Annotated in this window: 15 protein-coding genes; 6 read left to right on the top strand and 9 right to left on the bottom strand. The window is 64.6% G+C overall.

Annotation, left to right across the window (positions count from 1 at the left end; all coding sequences use genetic code 11):
* Nucleotides 1–178 precede the first annotated feature (178 nt).
* The 7 genes from HU752_RS29865 to bioB form a co-directional block, all read right to left on the bottom strand.
* Complete coding sequence (locus tag HU752_RS29865; RefSeq protein ID WP_186685420.1) at nt 179–1,984, bottom strand: phenylacyl-CoA dehydrogenase; 1,806 nt, start codon at nt 1,982–1,984, stop codon at nt 179–181.
* Between the two features lie 354 nt (nt 1,985–2,338).
* Nucleotides 2,339–2,632, bottom strand: a complete 294-nt coding sequence (locus HU752_RS29870) for a pyrroloquinoline quinone biosynthesis protein PqqE (protein ID WP_186685422.1) — start codon at nt 2,630–2,632, stop codon at nt 2,339–2,341.
* A gap of 127 nt (nt 2,633–2,759) precedes the next feature.
* Entirely contained in the window at nt 2,760–3,440 is a 681-nt protein-coding gene (gene bioD / locus HU752_RS29875; RefSeq protein WP_186685424.1) for a dethiobiotin synthase, read from the bottom strand.
* Nucleotides 3,437–4,249, bottom strand: a complete 813-nt coding sequence (bioC, locus tag HU752_RS29880) for a malonyl-ACP O-methyltransferase BioC (protein WP_186685426.1) — start codon at nt 4,247–4,249, stop codon at nt 3,437–3,439. Before bioC ends, bioD begins: the two co-directional genes overlap by 4 nt.
* Nucleotides 4,242–4,973 carry an alpha/beta fold hydrolase gene (locus tag HU752_RS29885; protein WP_186685428.1) on the bottom strand — a complete coding sequence of 244 codons (732 nt, stop codon included), beginning with the start codon at nt 4,971–4,973 and terminating at the stop codon, nt 4,242–4,244. Before HU752_RS29885 ends, bioC begins: the two co-directional genes overlap by 8 nt.
* Nucleotides 4,966–6,156, bottom strand: coding sequence for an 8-amino-7-oxononanoate synthase (bioF, locus tag HU752_RS29890; protein ID WP_186685430.1), 1,191 nt, complete (start codon nt 6,154–6,156; stop codon nt 4,966–4,968). Before bioF ends, HU752_RS29885 begins: the two co-directional genes overlap by 8 nt.
* Before the next feature lie 192 nt (nt 6,157–6,348).
* Nucleotides 6,349–7,404 carry a biotin synthase BioB gene (gene bioB, locus HU752_RS29895; RefSeq protein WP_186685432.1) on the bottom strand — a complete coding sequence of 352 codons (1,056 nt, stop codon included), beginning with the start codon at nt 7,402–7,404 and terminating at the stop codon, nt 6,349–6,351.
* Between the two features lie 88 nt (nt 7,405–7,492).
* On the opposite strand from bioB, the gene HU752_RS29900 reads away from it, so the two are divergent.
* The 5 genes from HU752_RS29900 to rarD all read left to right on the top strand — a co-directional run bounded on the left by HU752_RS29900 (nt 7,493) and on the right by rarD (nt 13,596).
* Complete coding sequence (locus HU752_RS29900; RefSeq protein WP_186685434.1) at nt 7,493–8,233, top strand: ComF family protein; 741 nt, start codon at nt 7,493–7,495, stop codon at nt 8,231–8,233.
* A 57-nt stretch (nt 8,234–8,290) separates the two neighbouring features.
* A complete protein-coding gene (locus HU752_RS29905; RefSeq protein ID WP_186685436.1) occupies nt 8,291–9,055 on the top strand; it encodes a TOBE domain-containing protein in 765 nt (254 codons plus the stop codon).
* Nucleotides 9,056–9,201: 146 nt separating this feature from the next.
* Entirely contained in the window at nt 9,202–11,103 is a 1,902-nt protein-coding gene (locus tag HU752_RS29910; protein ID WP_186685438.1) for a PhoX family protein, read from the top strand.
* A gap of 498 nt (nt 11,104–11,601) precedes the next feature.
* A complete protein-coding gene (locus HU752_RS29915; RefSeq protein WP_186684330.1) occupies nt 11,602–12,576 on the top strand; it encodes a serine/threonine protein kinase in 975 nt (324 codons plus the stop codon).
* Between the two features lie 132 nt (nt 12,577–12,708).
* Nucleotides 12,709–13,596, top strand: coding sequence for an EamA family transporter RarD (gene rarD / locus HU752_RS29920; RefSeq protein WP_186684332.1), 888 nt, complete (start codon nt 12,709–12,711; stop codon nt 13,594–13,596).
* Between the two features lie 216 nt (nt 13,597–13,812).
* On the opposite strand, the gene HU752_RS29925 is transcribed toward rarD, so the two are convergent.
* Nucleotides 13,813–14,331 carry a glycine cleavage system transcriptional repressor gene (locus tag HU752_RS29925; RefSeq protein ID WP_186684333.1) on the bottom strand — a complete coding sequence of 173 codons (519 nt, stop codon included), beginning with the start codon at nt 14,329–14,331 and terminating at the stop codon, nt 13,813–13,815.
* Nucleotides 14,332–14,789: 458 nt separating this feature from the next.
* Here HU752_RS29925 and HU752_RS29930 point away from each other — a divergent pair, with 458 nt between their 5' ends.
* Nucleotides 14,790–16,967, top strand: coding sequence for a malate synthase G (locus HU752_RS29930; protein ID WP_186684335.1), 2,178 nt, complete (start codon nt 14,790–14,792; stop codon nt 16,965–16,967).
* Between the two features lie 69 nt (nt 16,968–17,036).
* On the opposite strand, the gene HU752_RS29935 is transcribed toward HU752_RS29930, so the two are convergent.
* Nucleotides 17,037–17,480: a response regulator gene (locus HU752_RS29935; protein WP_186684337.1), complete on the bottom strand. Its 444-nt coding sequence runs from the start codon at nt 17,478–17,480 to the stop codon at nt 17,037–17,039.
* Between the last annotated feature and the right edge of the window lie 3 nt (nt 17,481–17,483).

Genomic DNA, 17,483 nt, shown 5'->3' on the forward strand with positions numbered 1-17,483 from the left:
AAGAATGTGACAGAGATCACGAATGCACTCTCTTTAACGGCAGGGCTCGGCTTCTTCTTAGCGTTTTAGTCAGGAATTTTCACGATTGACGCCAATAAATCGGCAATACGAAAAACGCCCATGAAAAAGCCGCTTCCCCCGAAGGAGAAGCGGCTTTTCGAGGTCACTCCGGCAGGACTCAGTAGCCCAGGCTGAAGTTCTCTTCCTGCATGTCCATCAGGTTGTTGGCACCCGACAGCATGGTCGCCACGAGGGTCCGGGTACGCGGCAGGATACGCTGGAAGTAGAAGCGTGCGGTCTGCAGCTTGGCGGTGTAGAACGCCTCGTCGGTGGTACCCGCAGCCAGCTTCTCGGCGGCCAGGCGCGCCATGTCGGCCCAGAAGTAGGCCAGGCAGGCGTAGCCGGAGTACATCAGGTAGTCCACCGAAGCGGCGCCGACTTCCTCGCGGTCCTTCATCGCCGCCATGCCCACTTTCATGGTCAGCTCGCCCCACTCCTTGTTCAACGCGGCCAGTGGTGCAACGAACTCGCTGACCGCCGCGTTGCCTTCGTTGGCCTGGCAGAACTTGTGGACGATCTTGGTGAAGCCCTTCAGTGCCTCGCCCTGGGTCATCAGCACCTTGCGACCCAGCAGGTCGAGGGCCTGGATACCGGTGGTGCCTTCGTACAGCATCGAGATGCGGCTGTCGCGAACGTTCTGCTCCATGCCCCACTCGGCGATGAAACCGTGGCCGCCGTAGATCTGAACGCCATGGTTGGCGGCCTCGAAGCCGACCTCGGTCATGAAGGCCTTGGCGATTGGCGTCATGAACGCCAGCAGTGCGTCAGCCTTCTTCTTCTCTTCCTCGTCCTGGCCGTACTTGACGATGTCCACCTGCTTGGCGGTGAAGTACACCATCGCCCGGTTGCCCTCGGCGAAGGCCTTCATGGTCAGCAGCATGCGACGCACGTCAGGGTGCACGATGATCGGGTCAGCGGCCTTGTCCGGCGCTTTCGGGCCCGTCAGGGAGCGCATCTGCAGACGCTCGCGAGCGTACTTCAGGCCACCCTGGAAACCGATCTCGGCGTGGGCCAGGCCTTGCAGCGCGGTACCCAGGCGAGCGGTGTTCATGAAGGTGAACATGCAGTTCAGGCCCTTGTTCGGCGGGCCGATCAGGAAGCCGGTGGCGCCGTCGAAGTTCATCACGCAGGTGGCGTTGCCGTGGATGCCCATCTTGTGTTCGATCGAGCCACAGGAAACGGCGTTGCGCTGGCCAACCGAACCATCGGCGTTGGGCAGGAACTTGGGCACGATGAACAGCGAAATGCCCTTGGTGCCGGCCGGTGCATCCGGCAGGCGCGCCAGGACGATATGGACGATGTTGTCGGCCATGTCGTGTTCACCGGCCGAGATGAAGATCTTGGTCCCGCTGACCTTGTAGGAACCGTCAGCCTGAGGCTCGGCCTTGGTGCGCAGCATGCCCAGGTCGGTGCCGCAGTGCGGTTCGGTCAGGCACATGGTGCCGGTCCACTCGCCGGAGACCAGCTTGGTCAGGTAGGCCTCCTGCTGCTCGGGGGTACCGTGCTCGGAAATGGTGTTCATCGCACCGTGGGACAGGCCCGGGTACATGCCCCACGACCAGTTCGCCTCGCCGACCATCTCGCTCACCGCCAGGCCCAGCGACTCCGGCAGGCCCTGACCGCCGTGCTCGACGTCATGGGCCAGGCTCGGCCAGCCGCCTTCGACGAACTGCTTGTAGGCTTCCTTGAAGCCGCTCGGGGTCTTCACGCCCGACTCGCTCCAGGTGCAGCCTTCGGTATCACCAACACGGTTCAGCGGAGCCAGTACCTGTTCGCAGAACTTGGCGCCTTCTTCAAGGATGGCGTTGACCATGTCCGGAGTAGCGTCCTGGCAAGCCGGCAGGCTCTGATAGTGCGCTTCGTAGCCAAGCAGTTCGTCACGAACGAAGCGAATATCACGCAAGGGGGCCTTGTAGTCAGGCATAGCGATAAACCTCTGCTGATGAAACCTGGAAATAAGCGACCGCGTCGATTTGCCACGCCGGTCAAACAGTTGTTTGAAACATACGTTTGCGCCCAAGCCTTGTCAAGCGTCGTTCATGAGCCATTGGTCATACGCAGCCCACAATACGCACAGGAAATGACCTGCAACCCTGAAGGCAGCGGCTGGCGCCAAGGAAAGAATAGTCCAGGGAAAAGATGATCTATCGAATGCGCGCGTATCAGCGCCGAGCGTCATTGACGCCAGTTGCGGGAAAAGGGGGAGGTGCCGGGCACGAGACTCGCGCAGGGCAAAACGGGCGCCTTCGCGCCCGTCAGGATAACGACGAAAGAGGGATCAGGCGTAGGTGTCGATCAGCGTGCCCAGCGCCTTGTCTGCCGCCTTCTCGACCTTGGCGCCCAGTTCGACCTGGAGCTTGCCCTGGGACAGGTCGACCAGACTGCTCGACAGGTCCTGCTGGCTACGGTCCAGCGACAGCAGGCGCTCGACCTGGGAGTCGGAAGACTGGCTCTTCAGCGAACGCTCGACAGTGGTATTGGCGATCTGGCCGGCGGCCTGGTCTACACGGTTCTGCCCGGACTGAATAGTGCTCAGACCGGCATAAAAAGCGGTGCTACCTGAGATTTCCATGGGCGAACTCGACTGTGAAAAACGGTTACAGGCTGCATTGAAGCAGAACCCGGGCAAGAATGCCCGTCAAAAACACTAATGGCACAATGCCTGGCAATAGGCAAAAACTAGCGCCCTGCCCTGTCCATCAATCCAGCAGATCCAGCTGCAAGTGCTCTGCCACGGCTTGTGCGGAGGCCGTCTTGAGCTTCGGCACCCGCCCCAGGCACGGCGCCGGCAGGCGTTCGGCCAGCGTCGCGAGGTTCTCTTCCAGACGAGAGGTCTTCGGCTCGATGATGTTGGCCACCCAACCGGCCAGTTGCAGGCCATCACGGGCAATCGCCTCGGCGGTCAGCAAGGCATGGCTGATACAGCCCAGGCGCACACCCACCACCAGGATCACCGGCAACCCCAGGCCCCGGGCCAGGTCCGACAGGTTGGCCTGGTCCGCCAACGGCACCCGCCAGCCGCCCGCCCCTTCGATCAGGGTGAAATCCGCCTGCAATGCCAGGATCTCGCGCATCGGCTCCAGCAGCGACTGCACCGTCAAGGCGATACCCGCCTCGCGCGCCGCCAGGTGCGGAGCGATGGCCGGTTCGAGCGCCACCGGATTGACCTGCGCGTAGGACAGCGGCAGCGAACACTCGGCCAGCAACGCCAGCGCATCGGCGTTACGCAGCCCCTTGGGCGTCACCTCGCAGCCGGAAGCCACCGGCTTGCCTGCCGCGGTGCTCAACCCGGCGGTCCGGGCCGCATGCAACAGGCCCGCGGCGATGGTGGTCTTGCCGACGTCGGTGTCGGTCCCGGCGATGAAATAGGCTGCACTCATAGCGGTTTCTCCAGAACGGCATAGACCACTTGATAGGTCGCCGGTAGACCCTGCGCCTGGCGGAATCGTTCGTAGGCGTCGATCAGCCCCAGCACCCGCGCGCGGCCCGTCAGCCCGCCCGGACGTCCGGGGTTGAGGTTATGCGCACCCAGTGCCTTGAGTTCGTGGGTCAGGCTGCGCACGTCCGGGTAGTACAGCACCTGTGGCCGGCTTTCCAGGTTCAGCACCCGCAGTCCGCTGGCTGCGCACAGACGCTGGTAATCGGCGAACTCGCGGAAGCGATTGACGTGCACCATGCCATCCACCGCCCGCCAGCTTTCGCGCAGCTCATGCAGGGTGCCGACACACAGGCTGGCGAACGCCATCACACCACCCGGCCGCAGCACCCGATGGGCCTCACCCAGCACCGCGGCAAAATCGGCGCACCATTGCACGGCCAGGCTGGAAAACACCAGGTCGCAGCACTGCGCCTGCAATGGCAGGCGCTCGGCATCACCGGCGATGAAGTGACGTGCGCCCCCCAGGGGCCGGGCGTGCTCGAGCATGCCCTGGGCGATATCCAGGGCCAGGCCCTGATCCTCACCGAAGCGGGCGCCCAGGGCGCGGGTGAAATACCCGGTACCACAGCCGACATCGAGCCAACGCGAAGGCTGGCTCTGCGCCGGCAGGCGCCGCAGGAGTTCGTCACCGACGTCCCGCTGCAATTGGGCAACACTGTCGTAGCTGGCGGCTGCACGGGAAAACGAGGCCGCGACCTGGCGCTTGTCGGGCAGGCTGCCCGGCAATGGCGGGAGGGAAAGATCAGTCATCGGCACACTCATGTAGAAAAGCCTGGATTGCCCCGGCTACGCCGTGCGGGTCTTCGAGGAGAAAAGCGTGGCCGGCCTGTTCGATCAGGCCGACTTCGACATCCGGCAGCAGCGCCAGCAGCTCACCCGCCGCTTCGGCCGGCACCAGGCCGTCGAGCCCGGCGAACAGGTGCAACTGCGGGCCGCCATAGGTTTGCAGGGCCTCACGGGTGTCCAATTGCGCCAGCACTTCAAGACCGCCGAGCAGCACCTCGGGACGGCTGTGCGGTGCACCACCGAGCAGGCTGCGCGATTGCCCACGCGGGTCCGCCGAGCCCTGGGCACACAACAGGCTGAAGCGCTTGAGCGTGGCCTGGGGCTGCTCGCGGCAACCGCTCAGGAACTGTGCGAAGGTGTCGTCGGCCATGCCGCTGGACCAGCCCTGCCCGGCCACGAAGCGTGGGTTGCTCGCCAACGTCAGCAGGCCGCAGCAACGATCGCCGCGGCGGGCCGCCAGCTCCGTAGCCAACATGCCGCCCAGCGACCAGCCACCCAGCCAGGTGTTTTCCGGCAGCGTGGCATCCAGTTCCTCGATCCACTGCGCCAGCTCGCCGCTGGCAAGCTCCGGCAGCGGTTCGATTTCCACCCGCAGGTGCTCGTCCAACCCGCGCAAGGCAGCGGCCAAAGGCTCCAGCGGCGAAATGCCAAGCCCCCACCCGGGCAACAGAATCAGGCGATCACGCATGGTGTGGCTCCAACGGCTCATGGGGCCCCAGCAATCTGGAACACTCGGCCAACGCTTCTAACAATAGCCGTACCTGCGCTTCGCTGTGGGCAGCGGTCAGTGTGACCCGCAAGCGTGCACTGCCAGCCGGTACGGTGGGCGGTCGAATCGCCGTGACCATCAGCCCGCGCTCGCGCAGCAGTTGCGAGAAGCGCAGCGCCCGCCCGGCATCACCGATCAGGATCGGCTGGATCGGCGTAAAGCTGTCCATCAGCTCCAGGCCGATCTGCTCGGCACCCGCACGGAACTGGCGGATCAATGCGTTCAGGTGTTCCCGGCGCCAATGCTCGGTGCGCAGCAGCTCCAGGCTTTTCAGCGTGGCGCAGGCCAACGCCGGCGGCTGGCTGGTGGTGTAGATGTAGGGCCGGGCGAACTGCACCAGGCTCTCGATCAGCTCTTCGCTGCCAGCGACGAATGCGCCGGCCGTGCCGAAGGCTTTGCCGAGGGTACCGACCAGCACCGGCACGTCTTCCGGGCATAGGCCGAAGTGCTCGACGATACCGCCGCCGTTGGCCCCCAACGGGCCAAAACCGTGGGCGTCATCGACCATCAGCCAGGCGCCACGGGCACGGGTTTCCCGAGCCAGGGCCGGCAGGTCGGCGATATCGCCGTCCATGCTGAACACTCCGTCGGTGACCACCAGCGTATTGCCGGTGGCTTTCTCCAGGCGCTTGGCGAGGCTGGCCAGGTCGTTGTGCAGGTAGCGATTGAAGCGCGCGCCCGAAAGCAGCCCGGCGTCGAGCAGCGAGGCGTGGTTGAGGCGATCCTCCAGTACGGTGTCACCCTGCCCGACCAGTGCCGTGACCGCGCCGAGGTTGGCCATGTAGCCGGTACTGAACAACAACACCCGGGGCCGTCCGGTGAGGTCGGCCAAGGCTTCTTCCAGCGCATGGTGCGGGCCGCTGTGGCCAATCACCAGGTGCGACGCGCCGCCGCCCACGCCCCAGCGTGCGGCGCCCGCCCGCCAGGCCTCGATCACCTGTGGGTGGTTGGCCAGGCCCAGGTAATCGTTGTTGCAAAAGGCCAGCAACGGCTGGCCATCGACCACCACTTCCGGCCCCTGGGGGCTTTCAAGCAGCGGCCTGTGACGGTAGAGGTTTTCGGCACGACGGGCAGCCAGGCGTGCGGACAGATCGAAGGACATGGGCGCCTCGCAGTGCAATCTGAAGAACACCGCCCCTTCCTGTAGGAGCGGCCGGCCGACGCTCGGTTGACAGCGAGGCTTTTCGCGATCTTGCGAACGCATTCGCGGCGGTTCAGCGTCCCGACAAGTCCGGCTACTACAGCATCCGTTGGCTTGGGCGCGGGCAGTGTTCGGTTGGAAAAGCGGTGTCAGTCAGACCGCGGCGTTATAGAACTGCTCGCTGCTCTTCTGCTCCACCAGCGCCTGCTCGATAGCCGCCTGGTGCACTTCGTCGGCATGCTCCTCGCGGGCTTCCGGCTGGATACCCAGGCGAGCGAACAGCTGCATGTCCTTGTCGGCCTGCGGGTTGGCGGTGGTCAGCAGTTTTTCGCCGTAGAAGATCGAGTTGGCACCGGCGAAGAACGCCAGGGCCTGCATCTGCTCGTTCATCGCCTCGCGGCCCGCCGACAGGCGTACGTGGGACTTGGGCATGAGGATCCGCGCCACCGCGAGCATGCGGATGAAGTCGAACGGATCGACATCCTCGGCATTCTCCAGCGGTGTGCCGGCGACCTTGACCAGCATGTTGATCGGCACCGACTCCGGGTGCTCCGGCAGGTTGGCCAGCTGGATCAGCAGGCCGGCGCGGTCATCGAGGGATTCGCCCATGCCGAGGATGCCGCCCGAGCAGATCTTCATCCCGGCATCGCGCACATAGGCCAGGGTCTGCAGACGCTCACTGTAGGTGCGGGTGGTGATGATGCTGCCGTAGAACTCCGGCGAGGTGTCGAGGTTGTGGTTGTAGTAGTCCAGGCCAGCCTCGGCCAGGGCCGCGGTCTGTTCCTGGTCGAGGCGACCCAGGGTCATGCAGGTCTCCAGGCCCATGGCCTTGACGCCCTTGACCATCTGCAACACGTACGGCATGTCCTTGGCCGACGGGTGCTTCCACGCCGCGCCCATGCAGAAGCGGGTCGAGCCGATGGCCTTGGCCCGTGCAGCCTCCTCGAGGACCTTCTGCACTTCCAGCAATTTTTCCTTTTCCAGCCCGGTGTTGTAGTGACCGGACTGCGGGCAGTACTTGCAGTCCTCCGGGCAGGCGCCGGTCTTGATCGACAGCAGGGTCGACACTTGCACGCGATTGGCATCGAAGTGCGCGCGGTGCACGGTCTGGGCCTGAAACAGCAGGTCGTTGAACGGCTGCTGGAACAGTGCCTTGACCTCGGCCAGGGACCAATCGTGACGCAAAGTGGCGGTAGTGCTGGCACTCATCGCTGGAGTTCCTTGTTTTATGCTGGGCAAGCGGCCGGGGCGACAGCCACGACCACGACACGGATGCCGGCATATTTAAGGAAGCGACATGGACTGTCAACCACATTGCAAGCTCAAGGTTTACAACTGGCTAAAGAACAACCAGATCTGTTTGCTTTGCGACGAACCCAGTGACAATCCCTACCCCCTCTGCTCCCCTTGCGAAAGCGAGTTACCCTGGCTGCTGGAGCATTGCCAGACCTGCGCCCTGCCCCTGCCGATGGCCGGCCTGAACTGCGGCCAATGCCTGAAGCAACCGCCCAGCTTCGACCAGGTCATCGCGCCCTGGACCTACCACTTCCCGGTGGACACCCTGATCACCCGCTTCAAGCACCAGGGCCAGTGGCCGCTGGGTCGCCTGCTGGGCGAATTGCTGGCACTGGCCCTGTGCGAACGCTACGAGCACGGACTGCCTCGACCGGACCTGCTGCTGGCGGTGCCCATGGCCGTGAAACGCCAGCGCCAGCGCGGCTACAACCAGGCCGCGATGCTGATGACCTGGCTCGGCAAAAGCCTGGAGATCCCGGCAGACGAGCACCGCCTGTTGCGCATCCAGGACACCGTTGCCCAGCAGGAGCTGGACGCCAGGGCACGCCGGCGCAACCTGCTCGACGCCTTCGCCCTGGCCCCCGGGGCGTCGGTCGGGGGGTTGCACCTGGCACTGGTCGACGACGTCCTGACCACCGGGGCCACCGCTGAAAGCCTGGCGCGCCTGCTGCTCAAGGCCGGCGCCCGGCGCGTCGATGTCTATTGCCTGGCGCGCACACCCAAGCCTGGCGACCCGGCTTGACGCCTGGCGCGCCAGCGGGCACTTTTCGAAGACAATGCCACCGCCCGAAGCCCACCCATGTCCCTGCCCGTCCTGCTGACCCAATACATCGCCCGCCGCCCGCAGCGCATCGCCCTGCTGCAACACATCGCCGAACAGGGCTCGATCACCCGCGCGGCAAAAAGCGCGGGCCTGAGCTACAAGGCCGCCTGGGATGCCATCGACGAGTTGAACAACCTGGCGCAGAAACCACTGGTGGAGCGCAGTGTCGGTGGCAAGGGCGGCGGCGGCGCGAAACTGTCGGCCGAGGGCGAGCGGGTGTTGCGTCTCTATCAACGCCTGCAGGCGATCCAGGCGCAGGTACTGGAAGCCGCCGAGGACGCCAGCGACCTCGACCTGCTCGGACGCCTGATGCTGCGCACCAGTGCCCGCAACCAGTTGCACGGCACCGTCGTCGCCGTCGACAGCCACGGCCGCAATGACCGGGTGCACCTGGAACTGGCCGGCGGCCTACCCCTGCAGGCGCAGATCACCCACGACAGCACGCTCCGGCTGGAGCTGGAAATCGGCACCCAGGTTGTCGCCCTGATCAAGGCCGGCTGGCTGGAACTGCTCGCACCCGACGTCGCAGCAACACCTGGACACAATTGTTTGGACGGTCTCGTCGAGGAAATCCTGGAAGACGAAAACGGCCCTTCGGAAGTCAGAGTTGCCTTGCCGAACGGGCAGACGCTTTGCGCCCTGGCGGCGGTGGAAAAGCTCGCGGCCCTCGGCCTGGCAGGCGGTAGCGCGGTGCGGGTGCAGTTCGCGCCGTCCTTTGTCCTGCTGGGCACTCCGCTTTGACGCTTTCGCGGGCAAGCCGCGCTCCTACCACGATGAGCGTCATCCTTTAGGCAGCAATGAGCGGGCGAAACATCTCGACTTTTTACTGCAACAATTCCGTCATCCGGGCTGATTAAGGTGGCTGCCTAACCGCAGGGAGCCTGATGATGAGTCTATTAGAAGAGAACCAATCCACCGACCTCGAGCAGATGGTCGGCCTCAGCCGCCGTGGTTTCATCAGTGCCGGCGCCCTGTGCGGCGCGGCGCTGTTCCTCGGTGGCAACCTGCTGACCCGCAGCGTGATGGCGGCCAGCGTCGGCACAACGCCTGGCAAGCTGCTCGGTTTCGACAGCATCGCCGCCGCCACCAGCGACAGCCTGAGCCTGCCCAACGGCTACACCAGTTCGGTCCTGATCAGTTGGGGCCAGCCGCTGGAGAAGAACGGCCCGGCCTTCGACCCGAGCGGCAACGGTACCGCCAAGGCCCAGGAGGTCCAGTTCGGCGACAACAACGACGGCATGAGCCTGTTCCCCTTCCCCGGCGACGAAAACCGCGCGCTGATGGCGATCAACAACGAATACACCAACTACCGCTACCTCTATGCCCACGGTGGCCAGCCGCAGTCGCCGGAAGACGTGCACAAGGCGCAGGCCAGCGAAGGCGTGTCGGTGATCGAGATCCAGCGCAAGGACGACCAGTGGCACTTCGTCCAGGGCTCGCCATACAACCGGCGCATCCACGGCAACACGCCGATCCGCATCGGCGGCCCGGCGGCCGGTCACCCCTGGCTGCAGACCCGCGCCGACAAGCAGGGGCGCAAGGTGCTCGGCACCTTCCAGAACTGCGCCAACGGCAAGACGCCCTGGGGCACCTACCTGACCTGCGAGGAAAACTTCACCGACTGCTTCGGCAGCAGCAATGCCGAGCAGAAGTTCGACGCCGCGCAGAAACGCTACGGCGTGGTGGCAGCCAGCAAGGAAATCGGCTGGCACACCCACGATCCACGCTTCGACATGGCGCTGAACCCGAACGAGCTGAACCGGCATGGCTGGGTGGTGGAAATCGACCCGTTCGATCCGCAGTCCACCCCGGTCAAGCGCACCGCCCTTGGCCGGTTCAAGCACGAGAACGCCGCCGTCGCCGAAACCCGTGACGGTCGTGCGGTGGTCTACATGGGCGACGATGAGCGTGGCGAGTTCATCTACAAATTCATCAGCCGCGACCGGATCAACCACAAGAACCCCAAGGCCAACCGAGACCTGCTCGATCACGGCACCTTGTACGTGGCGCGCTTCGACAACGGCGACGGCAACCCGGACCGGCCCAAGGGCGCGGGCGAGTGGGTCGAACTGAGCTTCGGCAGGAACGGCATCAATGCCGACAACGGCTTTGCCAGCCAGGCCGAGGTACTGATCCACGCCCGCCTCGCCGCCAGCGTGGTCAAGGCCACGCGCATGGACCGCCCGGAGTGGATCGTCGTCAGCCCGATCGATGGCCAGGTCTACTGCACCCTGACCAACAACGCCAAGCGTGGCGAGGACGGCCAGCCGGTGGGCGGGCCGAACCCGCGCGAGAAGAACGTCTACGGCCAGATCCTGCGCTGGCATGCCGCTGGCAACGATCACGGCGCGACGACCTTCGAGTGGGACCTGTTCGTGGTCGCCGGCAACCCGGGCGTACACGCCGGGACACCCAAGGGCGGTTCGTCGAACATCACCCCGCAGAACATGTTCAACAGCCCGGATGGACTGGGTTTCGACAAGGCCGGGCGCTTGTGGATCCTCACCGACGGCGACTACAGCAACGCCGGCGACTTTGCCGGCATGGGCAACAACCAGATGCTCTGTGCCGATCCGGCCAGCGGTGAGATCCGCCGGTTCATGGTCGGCCCGGTCGGCTGCGAGGTGACCGGGATCAGTTTCTCGCCAGACCAGAAGACCCTGTTCGTCGGCATCCAGCACCCGGGTGAAACTGGCGGTTCGACGTTCCCCGAGCACCTGCCGAATGGCAAGCCGAGGTCGTCGGTGATGGCCATCCGGCGTGAGGACGGCGGGATCATCGGCGCCTGACACGCCGCGTCTGCAGGTTTCAGGGGCGCTCCGCGCCCCAGCGCGGGCAAGCCCGCTCGCCACAGGAGGGTGGGGGCGAGTCTTCATAGCGCTTGTGCCAATGGGCCTTTGTGGCGAGCAGGCTTGCCTGCGTTCGGCTGCAAAGCAGCCGCAAGTCCGCTGACCCCATTGAGCCTGACACGCCGCGCCAGCAGGTTTCAGGGGCGCTCCGCGCCCCAGCGCGGGCAAGCCCGCTCGCCACAGGAGGGTGGGGGCGAGTCTTCATGGCGCTTGTGCCAATGGGCCTTTGTGGCGAGCAGGCTTGCCTGCGTTCGGCTGCAAAGCAGCCGCAAGTCCGCTGACCCCATTGAGCCTGACACGCCGCGCCAGCAGGTTTCAGGGGCGCTCCGCACCCCATCGCGGGCAAGCCCGCTCGCCACGGACTCGATCACCTTTCCTGCTCCTCGTGCGCTAAGATGGCTGGCCGGACGCGGCCGCCTGCCGCCCGCAGGAGCCAACATGTCCCACCCGTTTGATACCCTCACCCCCGACCTGGTCCTCGACGCCGTGGAAAGCCTCGGCTTTCTCAGCGATGCCCGGGTACTGGCGCTCAACAGCTACGAAAACCGCGTCTACCAGGTCGGCATCGAAGACAGCGAACCGCTGATCGCCAAGTTCTACCGTCCACATCGCTGGACCAACGCCGCGATTCTTGAGGAACATCGCTTCACCTTCGAACTGGCCGACTGCGAAGTGCCGGTGGTCGCCCCACTGCAACACGACGGTGAAAGCCTGTTCGAACACCAGGGCTTTCGTTTCGCCCTGTTCCCCCGGCGTGGCGGGCGAGCCCCGGAGCCGGGCAATCTCGACCAGCTCTATCGCCTCGGCCAGTTGCTGGGCCGTCTGCACGCGGTCGGCGCCGCCCGTCCGTTCGACCACCGCGAAGCGCTCGGCGTGCAGAACTTCGGCCATGACGCCCTGGCCACCCTGCTCGACGGCGGCTTCATCCCCGGCAGCCTGCTACCGGCCTACGAATCGGTGGCCCGCGACCTGCTCAAGCGAGTGGAACAGGTCTACCGCGAAACCCCGCACCAGAACATCCGCCTGCACGGTGACTGCCATCCTGGCAACATGATGTGCCGCGACGAGGTGTTCCACATCGTCGACCTCGACGACTGCCGCATGGGTCCGGCCGTCCAGGACCTGTGGATGATGCTCGCCGGCGATCGCCAGGAATGCCTCGGTCAGCTCTCGGAACTGGTCGAGGGCTACAGCGAGTTCCACGATTTCGATCCCCGCGAGCTGGCGCTGATCGAGCCGCTGCGTGCACTGCGCCTGCTGCACTACAGCGCCTGGCTGGCACGACGCTGGGATGATCCGGCGTTTCCACGCAGCTTCCCGTGGTTCGGCAGCGAGCGTTACTGGGGCGACCAGGTCCTGGCGTTGCGCGAACAGCTCGCGGCGCTGAATGAAGAACCGCTGAAATTATTCTGACGGTTGTGGCAGGATTCGGTGATGCCCTTTCGGGCGCTATCGCCAGCCAACGGCATGCCGCCCTGCTGGGTGGCGATAGCCTCACCCCCATCAAATCGAAATTTTCTCAAGCAGCCCAAGCAAGGACTCTGCATGCAAGCCGCCAACCCGCGCCGCGGGTACATTCTCGGCCTCACCGCCTACATCATCTGGGGCCTGTTCCCGATCTACTTCAAGGCCATCGCCAGCGTGCCGGCCACGGAAATCATCATCCACCGCGTGCTCTGGTCGGCGCTGTTCGGCAGCCTGCTGCTGGCCGCCTGGAAACACCCGGGCTGGTGGCACGAACTGCGCGAAAACCCACGCCGCCTGGCGATCCTGGCACTGAGCGGCACGCTGATCGCGGCCAACTGGCTGACCTACGTCTGGTCGGTGAACAACGGGCGCATGCTCGAGGCCAGCCTCGGCTACTACATCAACCCGCTGGTCAACGTGCTGCTGGGGATGTTGCTGCTCGGTGAGCGCCTGCGCCGGCTGCAATGGGTCGCGGTGGGGCTGGCGGCCATCGGCGTGGCCCAGCAGGTCTGGCTGGTCGGTAGCCTGCCCTGGGTGTCGCTGGTGCTGGCATTGACCTTCGGTTTCTACGGCCTGATTCGCAAGCAGGCACCCGTGCAGGCGCTCCCGGGCCTGGTGGTGGAAACCTGGATGCTGGTGCCCCTGGCTCTCGGTTGGCTGCTGCTGCATCCGGAAGCGAGCACCGCCCACCTGGAATTCTGGAGCAGCCCCCAGGCCTGGTGGCTGGTAGCAGCAGGTCCGGTCACGCTGGTGCCGCTGGTCAGTTTCAACGCGGCGGCCCGCCACCTGCCCTACACCACCCTGGGCTTCCTGCAGTACCTGGCGCCAACCCTGGTGCTGCTCGAAGCCGTGCTGCTGTTCGGCGAACACCTGTCGTCCAGCACCCTCACCGCCTTCATGTTCATCTGGGCGGGCCTGGTGGTCTACAGCGTGGATATCTGGCTCAGCCTGCGCAAACGCGGCTGATCAGAAAACGTACAAAAGCCTGCAAGCCACACTCGACAAGGGCTGCAGGCTTCCATCCCAAGGTTATCCACAAGCCGGTCCACGCCGTTTGTGCACAAGCCCTTGAAACTGCTCGTTTTTTGCTCAAATCTCGGCAAGCCCCGGCCCGCCTGGCCGGGCGCGGTGTCTCCCCAGCTTATCCACAGGCCCGTCCCCGGTTAACTTGGATAAGCCGGGTCAACCTTCGCTGCGCAGTACCAACTCCACCATCAGGTCATCCGCCAGGGCTTCCAGGCTGGCCTGCAAGGTGTCCAGGGACAGGGTCAGCGGCACCGCCAGGATCGCCTCGGCATGAAACAGTGGTTCACTGCTCATCGGCGCCGGGCGCATGTCGGTCACCAGCCGCTCCAGGTTGACGCCCTGCTCGCTGAGCAGGCGGGTGATATCGCGCACGATGCCAGGGCGGTCATTGCCCACCAATTCCATCGCGATGGGCTTCCAGGTGCAGGACTGCTCGATCCCGCTTTCGGCGACCAGCACGCGGATGCCCTGATGGGCGAGCGCCTGCAAGGCGTCGATCAATTCATCGTGGGCCTCGGCCGGTACACCGATGCGCAAGATCCCGGCGAACTGCCCGGCCAGGCGCGACAGGCGACTTTCCAGCCAGTTGCCGCCGTGGGCTGCGATGCATTGGGCGATCCGTTCGACCTGGCCGGCCTTGTCCGGGGCGAATACAGTCAGTACGAGATGGTCCACGGGGAAGCCCTCTGGCAGTTCATCGATCCAGTATAGGCAATGACCGGCTTGCCGCTTTCGCGACGGTACCCGCCTTCACACCCTCGGATGGGTCAAAGCATCCATGCATTCGCACACAACAAATTGTGTACCATTTTCATATTTATATGGAACAACCCATGGTTTTCTTGAGAACATTGAGGTCTGCTGCGTGACCAGACAGAACCGATCGGTCGCAGAACGACGTATTTAGTCTGATTTTCACAACCGCAATGCATCATGTAGTATGCCCCGGCACGCACTACATAACCTTGGATGGATGTTCGCCCGAGTGCCTGTGAAATCACGGAAAGCCCCACCGGCCATGGTTGGCGGGGCCAGCCCAGCCGTCCGCGAGGGCATGTTCTGGTACTGTGTTTAGAGAAGCACGCAAGGCTTTAAATAGAAGAGCTGAATAGCTGAGCAGAGTGAGGCAAGCAATGACTGAACACGTTCAAGTCGGTGGCCTTCGGGTCGCCAGAGTCCTGTTCGACTTCGTGAACAACGAAGCCATTCCCGGTACCGGTCTGACCGCAGACCAGTTCTGGGCCGGTGCCGACAAGGTCATCCATGACCTGGCGCCGAAGAACAAAGCCCTACTCGCCAAACGCGATGATTTCCAGGCCCGTATCGATGCCTGGCACCAGTCGAGAGCCGGCCAGGCTCACGATGCCGTGGCTTACAAAGCCTTCCTGCAAGACATTGGCTACCTGCTGCCAGAAGCGGCGGATTTCCAGGCCACTACCCAGAATGTCGACGACGAGATCGCCCGCACCGCCGGCCCGCAGTTGGTGGTGCCGGTGATGAACGCCCGTTTCGCCCTCAACGCCTCGAACGCCCGCTGGGGTTCGCTGTATGACGCCCTGTATGGTACCGACGCCATCAGCGAAGCCGGCGGCGCGGAAAAGGGCAAGGGCTACAACAAGGCTCGCGGCGACAAGGTCATCGCCTTCGCCCGCGCCTTCCTCGATGAAGCCGCACCGCTGGCAGCCGGCTCGCACGTCGACTCCACCGGCTACAGCATTGTCGCCGGCCAGTTGGTAGTCGCCCTCAAGGGTGGCAGCAACAGCGGCCTGCGCAACGATGCCCAACTGATCGGTTTCCAGGGCGATGCCGCCAAGCCGACCGCGATCCTGCTGAAGAACAACGGCCTGCACTTCGAGATCCAGATCGATGCCACCAGCGCCATCGGCCAGACCGATGCCGCCGGCGTGAAGGACGTGCTGATGGAAGCCGCCCTGACCACCATCATGGACTGCGAAGACTCGGTTGCCGCCGTCGATGCCGATGACAAGGTAGTGATCTACCGCAACTGGCTCGGCCTGATGAAGGGCGACCTGGCGGAAGAAGTGGCCAAGGGCGGCACCACCTTCACCCGCACCATGAACGCCGACCGCCGCTACACCGCTCTCGATGGCAGCGAGTTGAGCCTGCATGGCCGCTCGCTGCTGTTCGTGCGTAACGTCGGCCACCTGATGACCATCGACGCGATCCTCGACAGCCACGGCAACGAAGTGCCCGAAGGTATCCTCGACGGCCTGGTGACCAGCCTCGCGGCGATCCACAACCTCAACGGCAATACCGTGCGCCGCAACAGCCGCACCGGCTCGATCTACATCGTCAAGCCGAAGATGCACGGCCCCGAGGAAGTGGCCTTCACCAACGAGCTGTTCGGACGTATCGAAGAAGTCCTGAACCTGCCACGCAACACCCTCAAGGTCGGCATCATGGACGAGGAGCGCCGTACCACGGTCAACCTCAAGGCCTGCATCAAGGCCGCCAGCGAGCGCGTGGTGTTCATCAACACCGGCTTCCTCGACCGTACCGGTGACGAGATCCACACCTCCATGGAAGCCGGCGCGATGGTGCGCAAGGCCGCCATGAAGGCCGAGAAGTGGATCGGCGCCTACGAGAACTGGAACGTCGACATCGGCCTGAGCACCGGCCTGCAGGGCCGCGCCCAGATCGGCAAGGGCATGTGGGCGATGCCGGACCTGATGGCGGCGATGCTCGAACAGAAGATCGCCCACCCGCTGGCCGGTGCCAACACCGCCTGGGTACCGTCGCCGACCGCCGCCGCGCTGCACGCGCTGCACTACCACAAGGTCGACGTGTTCGCCCGCCAGGCCGAACTGGCCAAGCGCGCCCGGGCGTCGGTGGACGACATCCTGAGCATCCCGCTGGCGAGCAACACCGACTGGTCGGCCGAAGAGATCCGCAACGAGCTGGACAACAACGCCCAGGGCATCCTCGGCTACGTGGTCCGCTGGATCGACCAGGGCGTCGGTTGTTCGAAAGTGCCGGACATCAACGACGTCGGGCTGATGGAAGACCGCGCGACCCTGCGCATCTCCAGCCAGCACATCGCCAACTGGCTGCGCCACGGCATCGTCACCGAAGCCCAGGTGCTGGAAAGCCTCAAGCGCATGGCCCCCGTGGTTGACCGGCAGAACGCCGGCGACGCGCTGTACCGGCCGCTGGCCCCGGACTTCGACAGCAACATCGCCTTCCAGGCGGCGGTCGAACTGGTGGTCGAGGGCACCAAACAGCCCAACGGCTACACCGAGCCGGTGCTGCATCGCCGTCGCCGCGAGTTCAAGGCCCGCAACGGCCTGTAACCACGCAGTGGCGCAACAAAAAAGCCCTGGTCGGTAACGGCCAGGGCTTTTTTCATGGTACCCGCTGGATCAGGCGATCATGCCCAGCTCGCGCCTGGCCAGCTTCAACAGGTGCTCGGCATTGATCGGCTTGAGCAGGAAATCCACCACGCTCAGGTGCATGGCATCGATGGCGTCACGCACCTGGGCATTGCCGGACACGATGATGATCGGCAGCGCCGCGCGCTCCGAACTGCGCACCTTGCGGATCAGGTCGAGGCCATCATCGGCCATGCGCAGGTCGGTGATCATCAGGCCGATGGAGCGGTTGTCCTGAAGCAGGTCGAAGGCCGCACTACCGCTGGCCGCCGTCAGGCAATGGATGCCGTTGATGGCAAAGATCTCCGACAACAGCTCGCGCGCGTCCTGGTCGTCATCGACGATCAGCACACGTTGCGGTGGCAACTGGGGAGCGTGCATTACCTGAAGTAATGCCTCACGCTCGGCATCGCTCAAAATATCGTGGTCGGTCATACG

Source organism: Pseudomonas vanderleydeniana (genome assembly GCF_014268755.2).
In the GTDB taxonomy this organism is placed as follows: Bacteria; Pseudomonadota; Gammaproteobacteria; order Pseudomonadales; family Pseudomonadaceae; genus Aquipseudomonas; species Aquipseudomonas vanderleydeniana.

Excerpts from the sequence above, each read along its gene's own strand:
- HU752_RS29865 (WP_186685420.1), bottom strand. The coding sequence starts at position 1,984 with ATGCCTGACTACAAGGCCCCCTTGCGTGATATTCGCTTCGTTCGTGAC.
- HU752_RS29870 (WP_186685422.1), bottom strand. The coding sequence starts at position 2,632 with ATGGAAATCTCAGGTAGCACCGCTTTTTATGCCGGTCTGAGCACTATT.
- bioD (WP_186685424.1), bottom strand. The coding sequence starts at position 3,440 with ATGAGTGCAGCCTATTTCATCGCCGGGACCGACACCGACGTCGGCAAG.
- bioC (WP_186685426.1), bottom strand. The coding sequence starts at position 4,249 with ATGACTGATCTTTCCCTCCCGCCATTGCCGGGCAGCCTGCCCGACAAG.
- HU752_RS29885 (WP_186685428.1), bottom strand. The coding sequence starts at position 4,973 with ATGCGTGATCGCCTGATTCTGTTGCCCGGGTGGGGGCTTGGCATTTCG.
- bioF (WP_186685430.1), bottom strand. The coding sequence starts at position 6,156 with ATGTCCTTCGATCTGTCCGCACGCCTGGCTGCCCGTCGTGCCGAAAAC.
- bioB (WP_186685432.1), bottom strand. The coding sequence starts at position 7,404 with ATGAGTGCCAGCACTACCGCCACTTTGCGTCACGATTGGTCCCTGGCC.
- HU752_RS29900 (WP_186685434.1), top strand. The coding sequence starts at position 7,493 with ATGGACTGTCAACCACATTGCAAGCTCAAGGTTTACAACTGGCTAAAG.
- HU752_RS29905 (WP_186685436.1), top strand. The coding sequence starts at position 8,291 with ATGTCCCTGCCCGTCCTGCTGACCCAATACATCGCCCGCCGCCCGCAG.
- HU752_RS29910 (WP_186685438.1), top strand. The coding sequence starts at position 9,202 with ATGAGTCTATTAGAAGAGAACCAATCCACCGACCTCGAGCAGATGGTC.
- HU752_RS29915 (WP_186684330.1), top strand. The coding sequence starts at position 11,602 with ATGTCCCACCCGTTTGATACCCTCACCCCCGACCTGGTCCTCGACGCC.
- rarD (WP_186684332.1), top strand. The coding sequence starts at position 12,709 with ATGCAAGCCGCCAACCCGCGCCGCGGGTACATTCTCGGCCTCACCGCC.
- HU752_RS29930 (WP_186684335.1), top strand. The coding sequence starts at position 14,790 with ATGACTGAACACGTTCAAGTCGGTGGCCTTCGGGTCGCCAGAGTCCTG.
- HU752_RS29935 (WP_186684337.1), bottom strand. The coding sequence starts at position 17,480 with ATGACCGACCACGATATTTTGAGCGATGCCGAGCGTGAGGCATTACTT.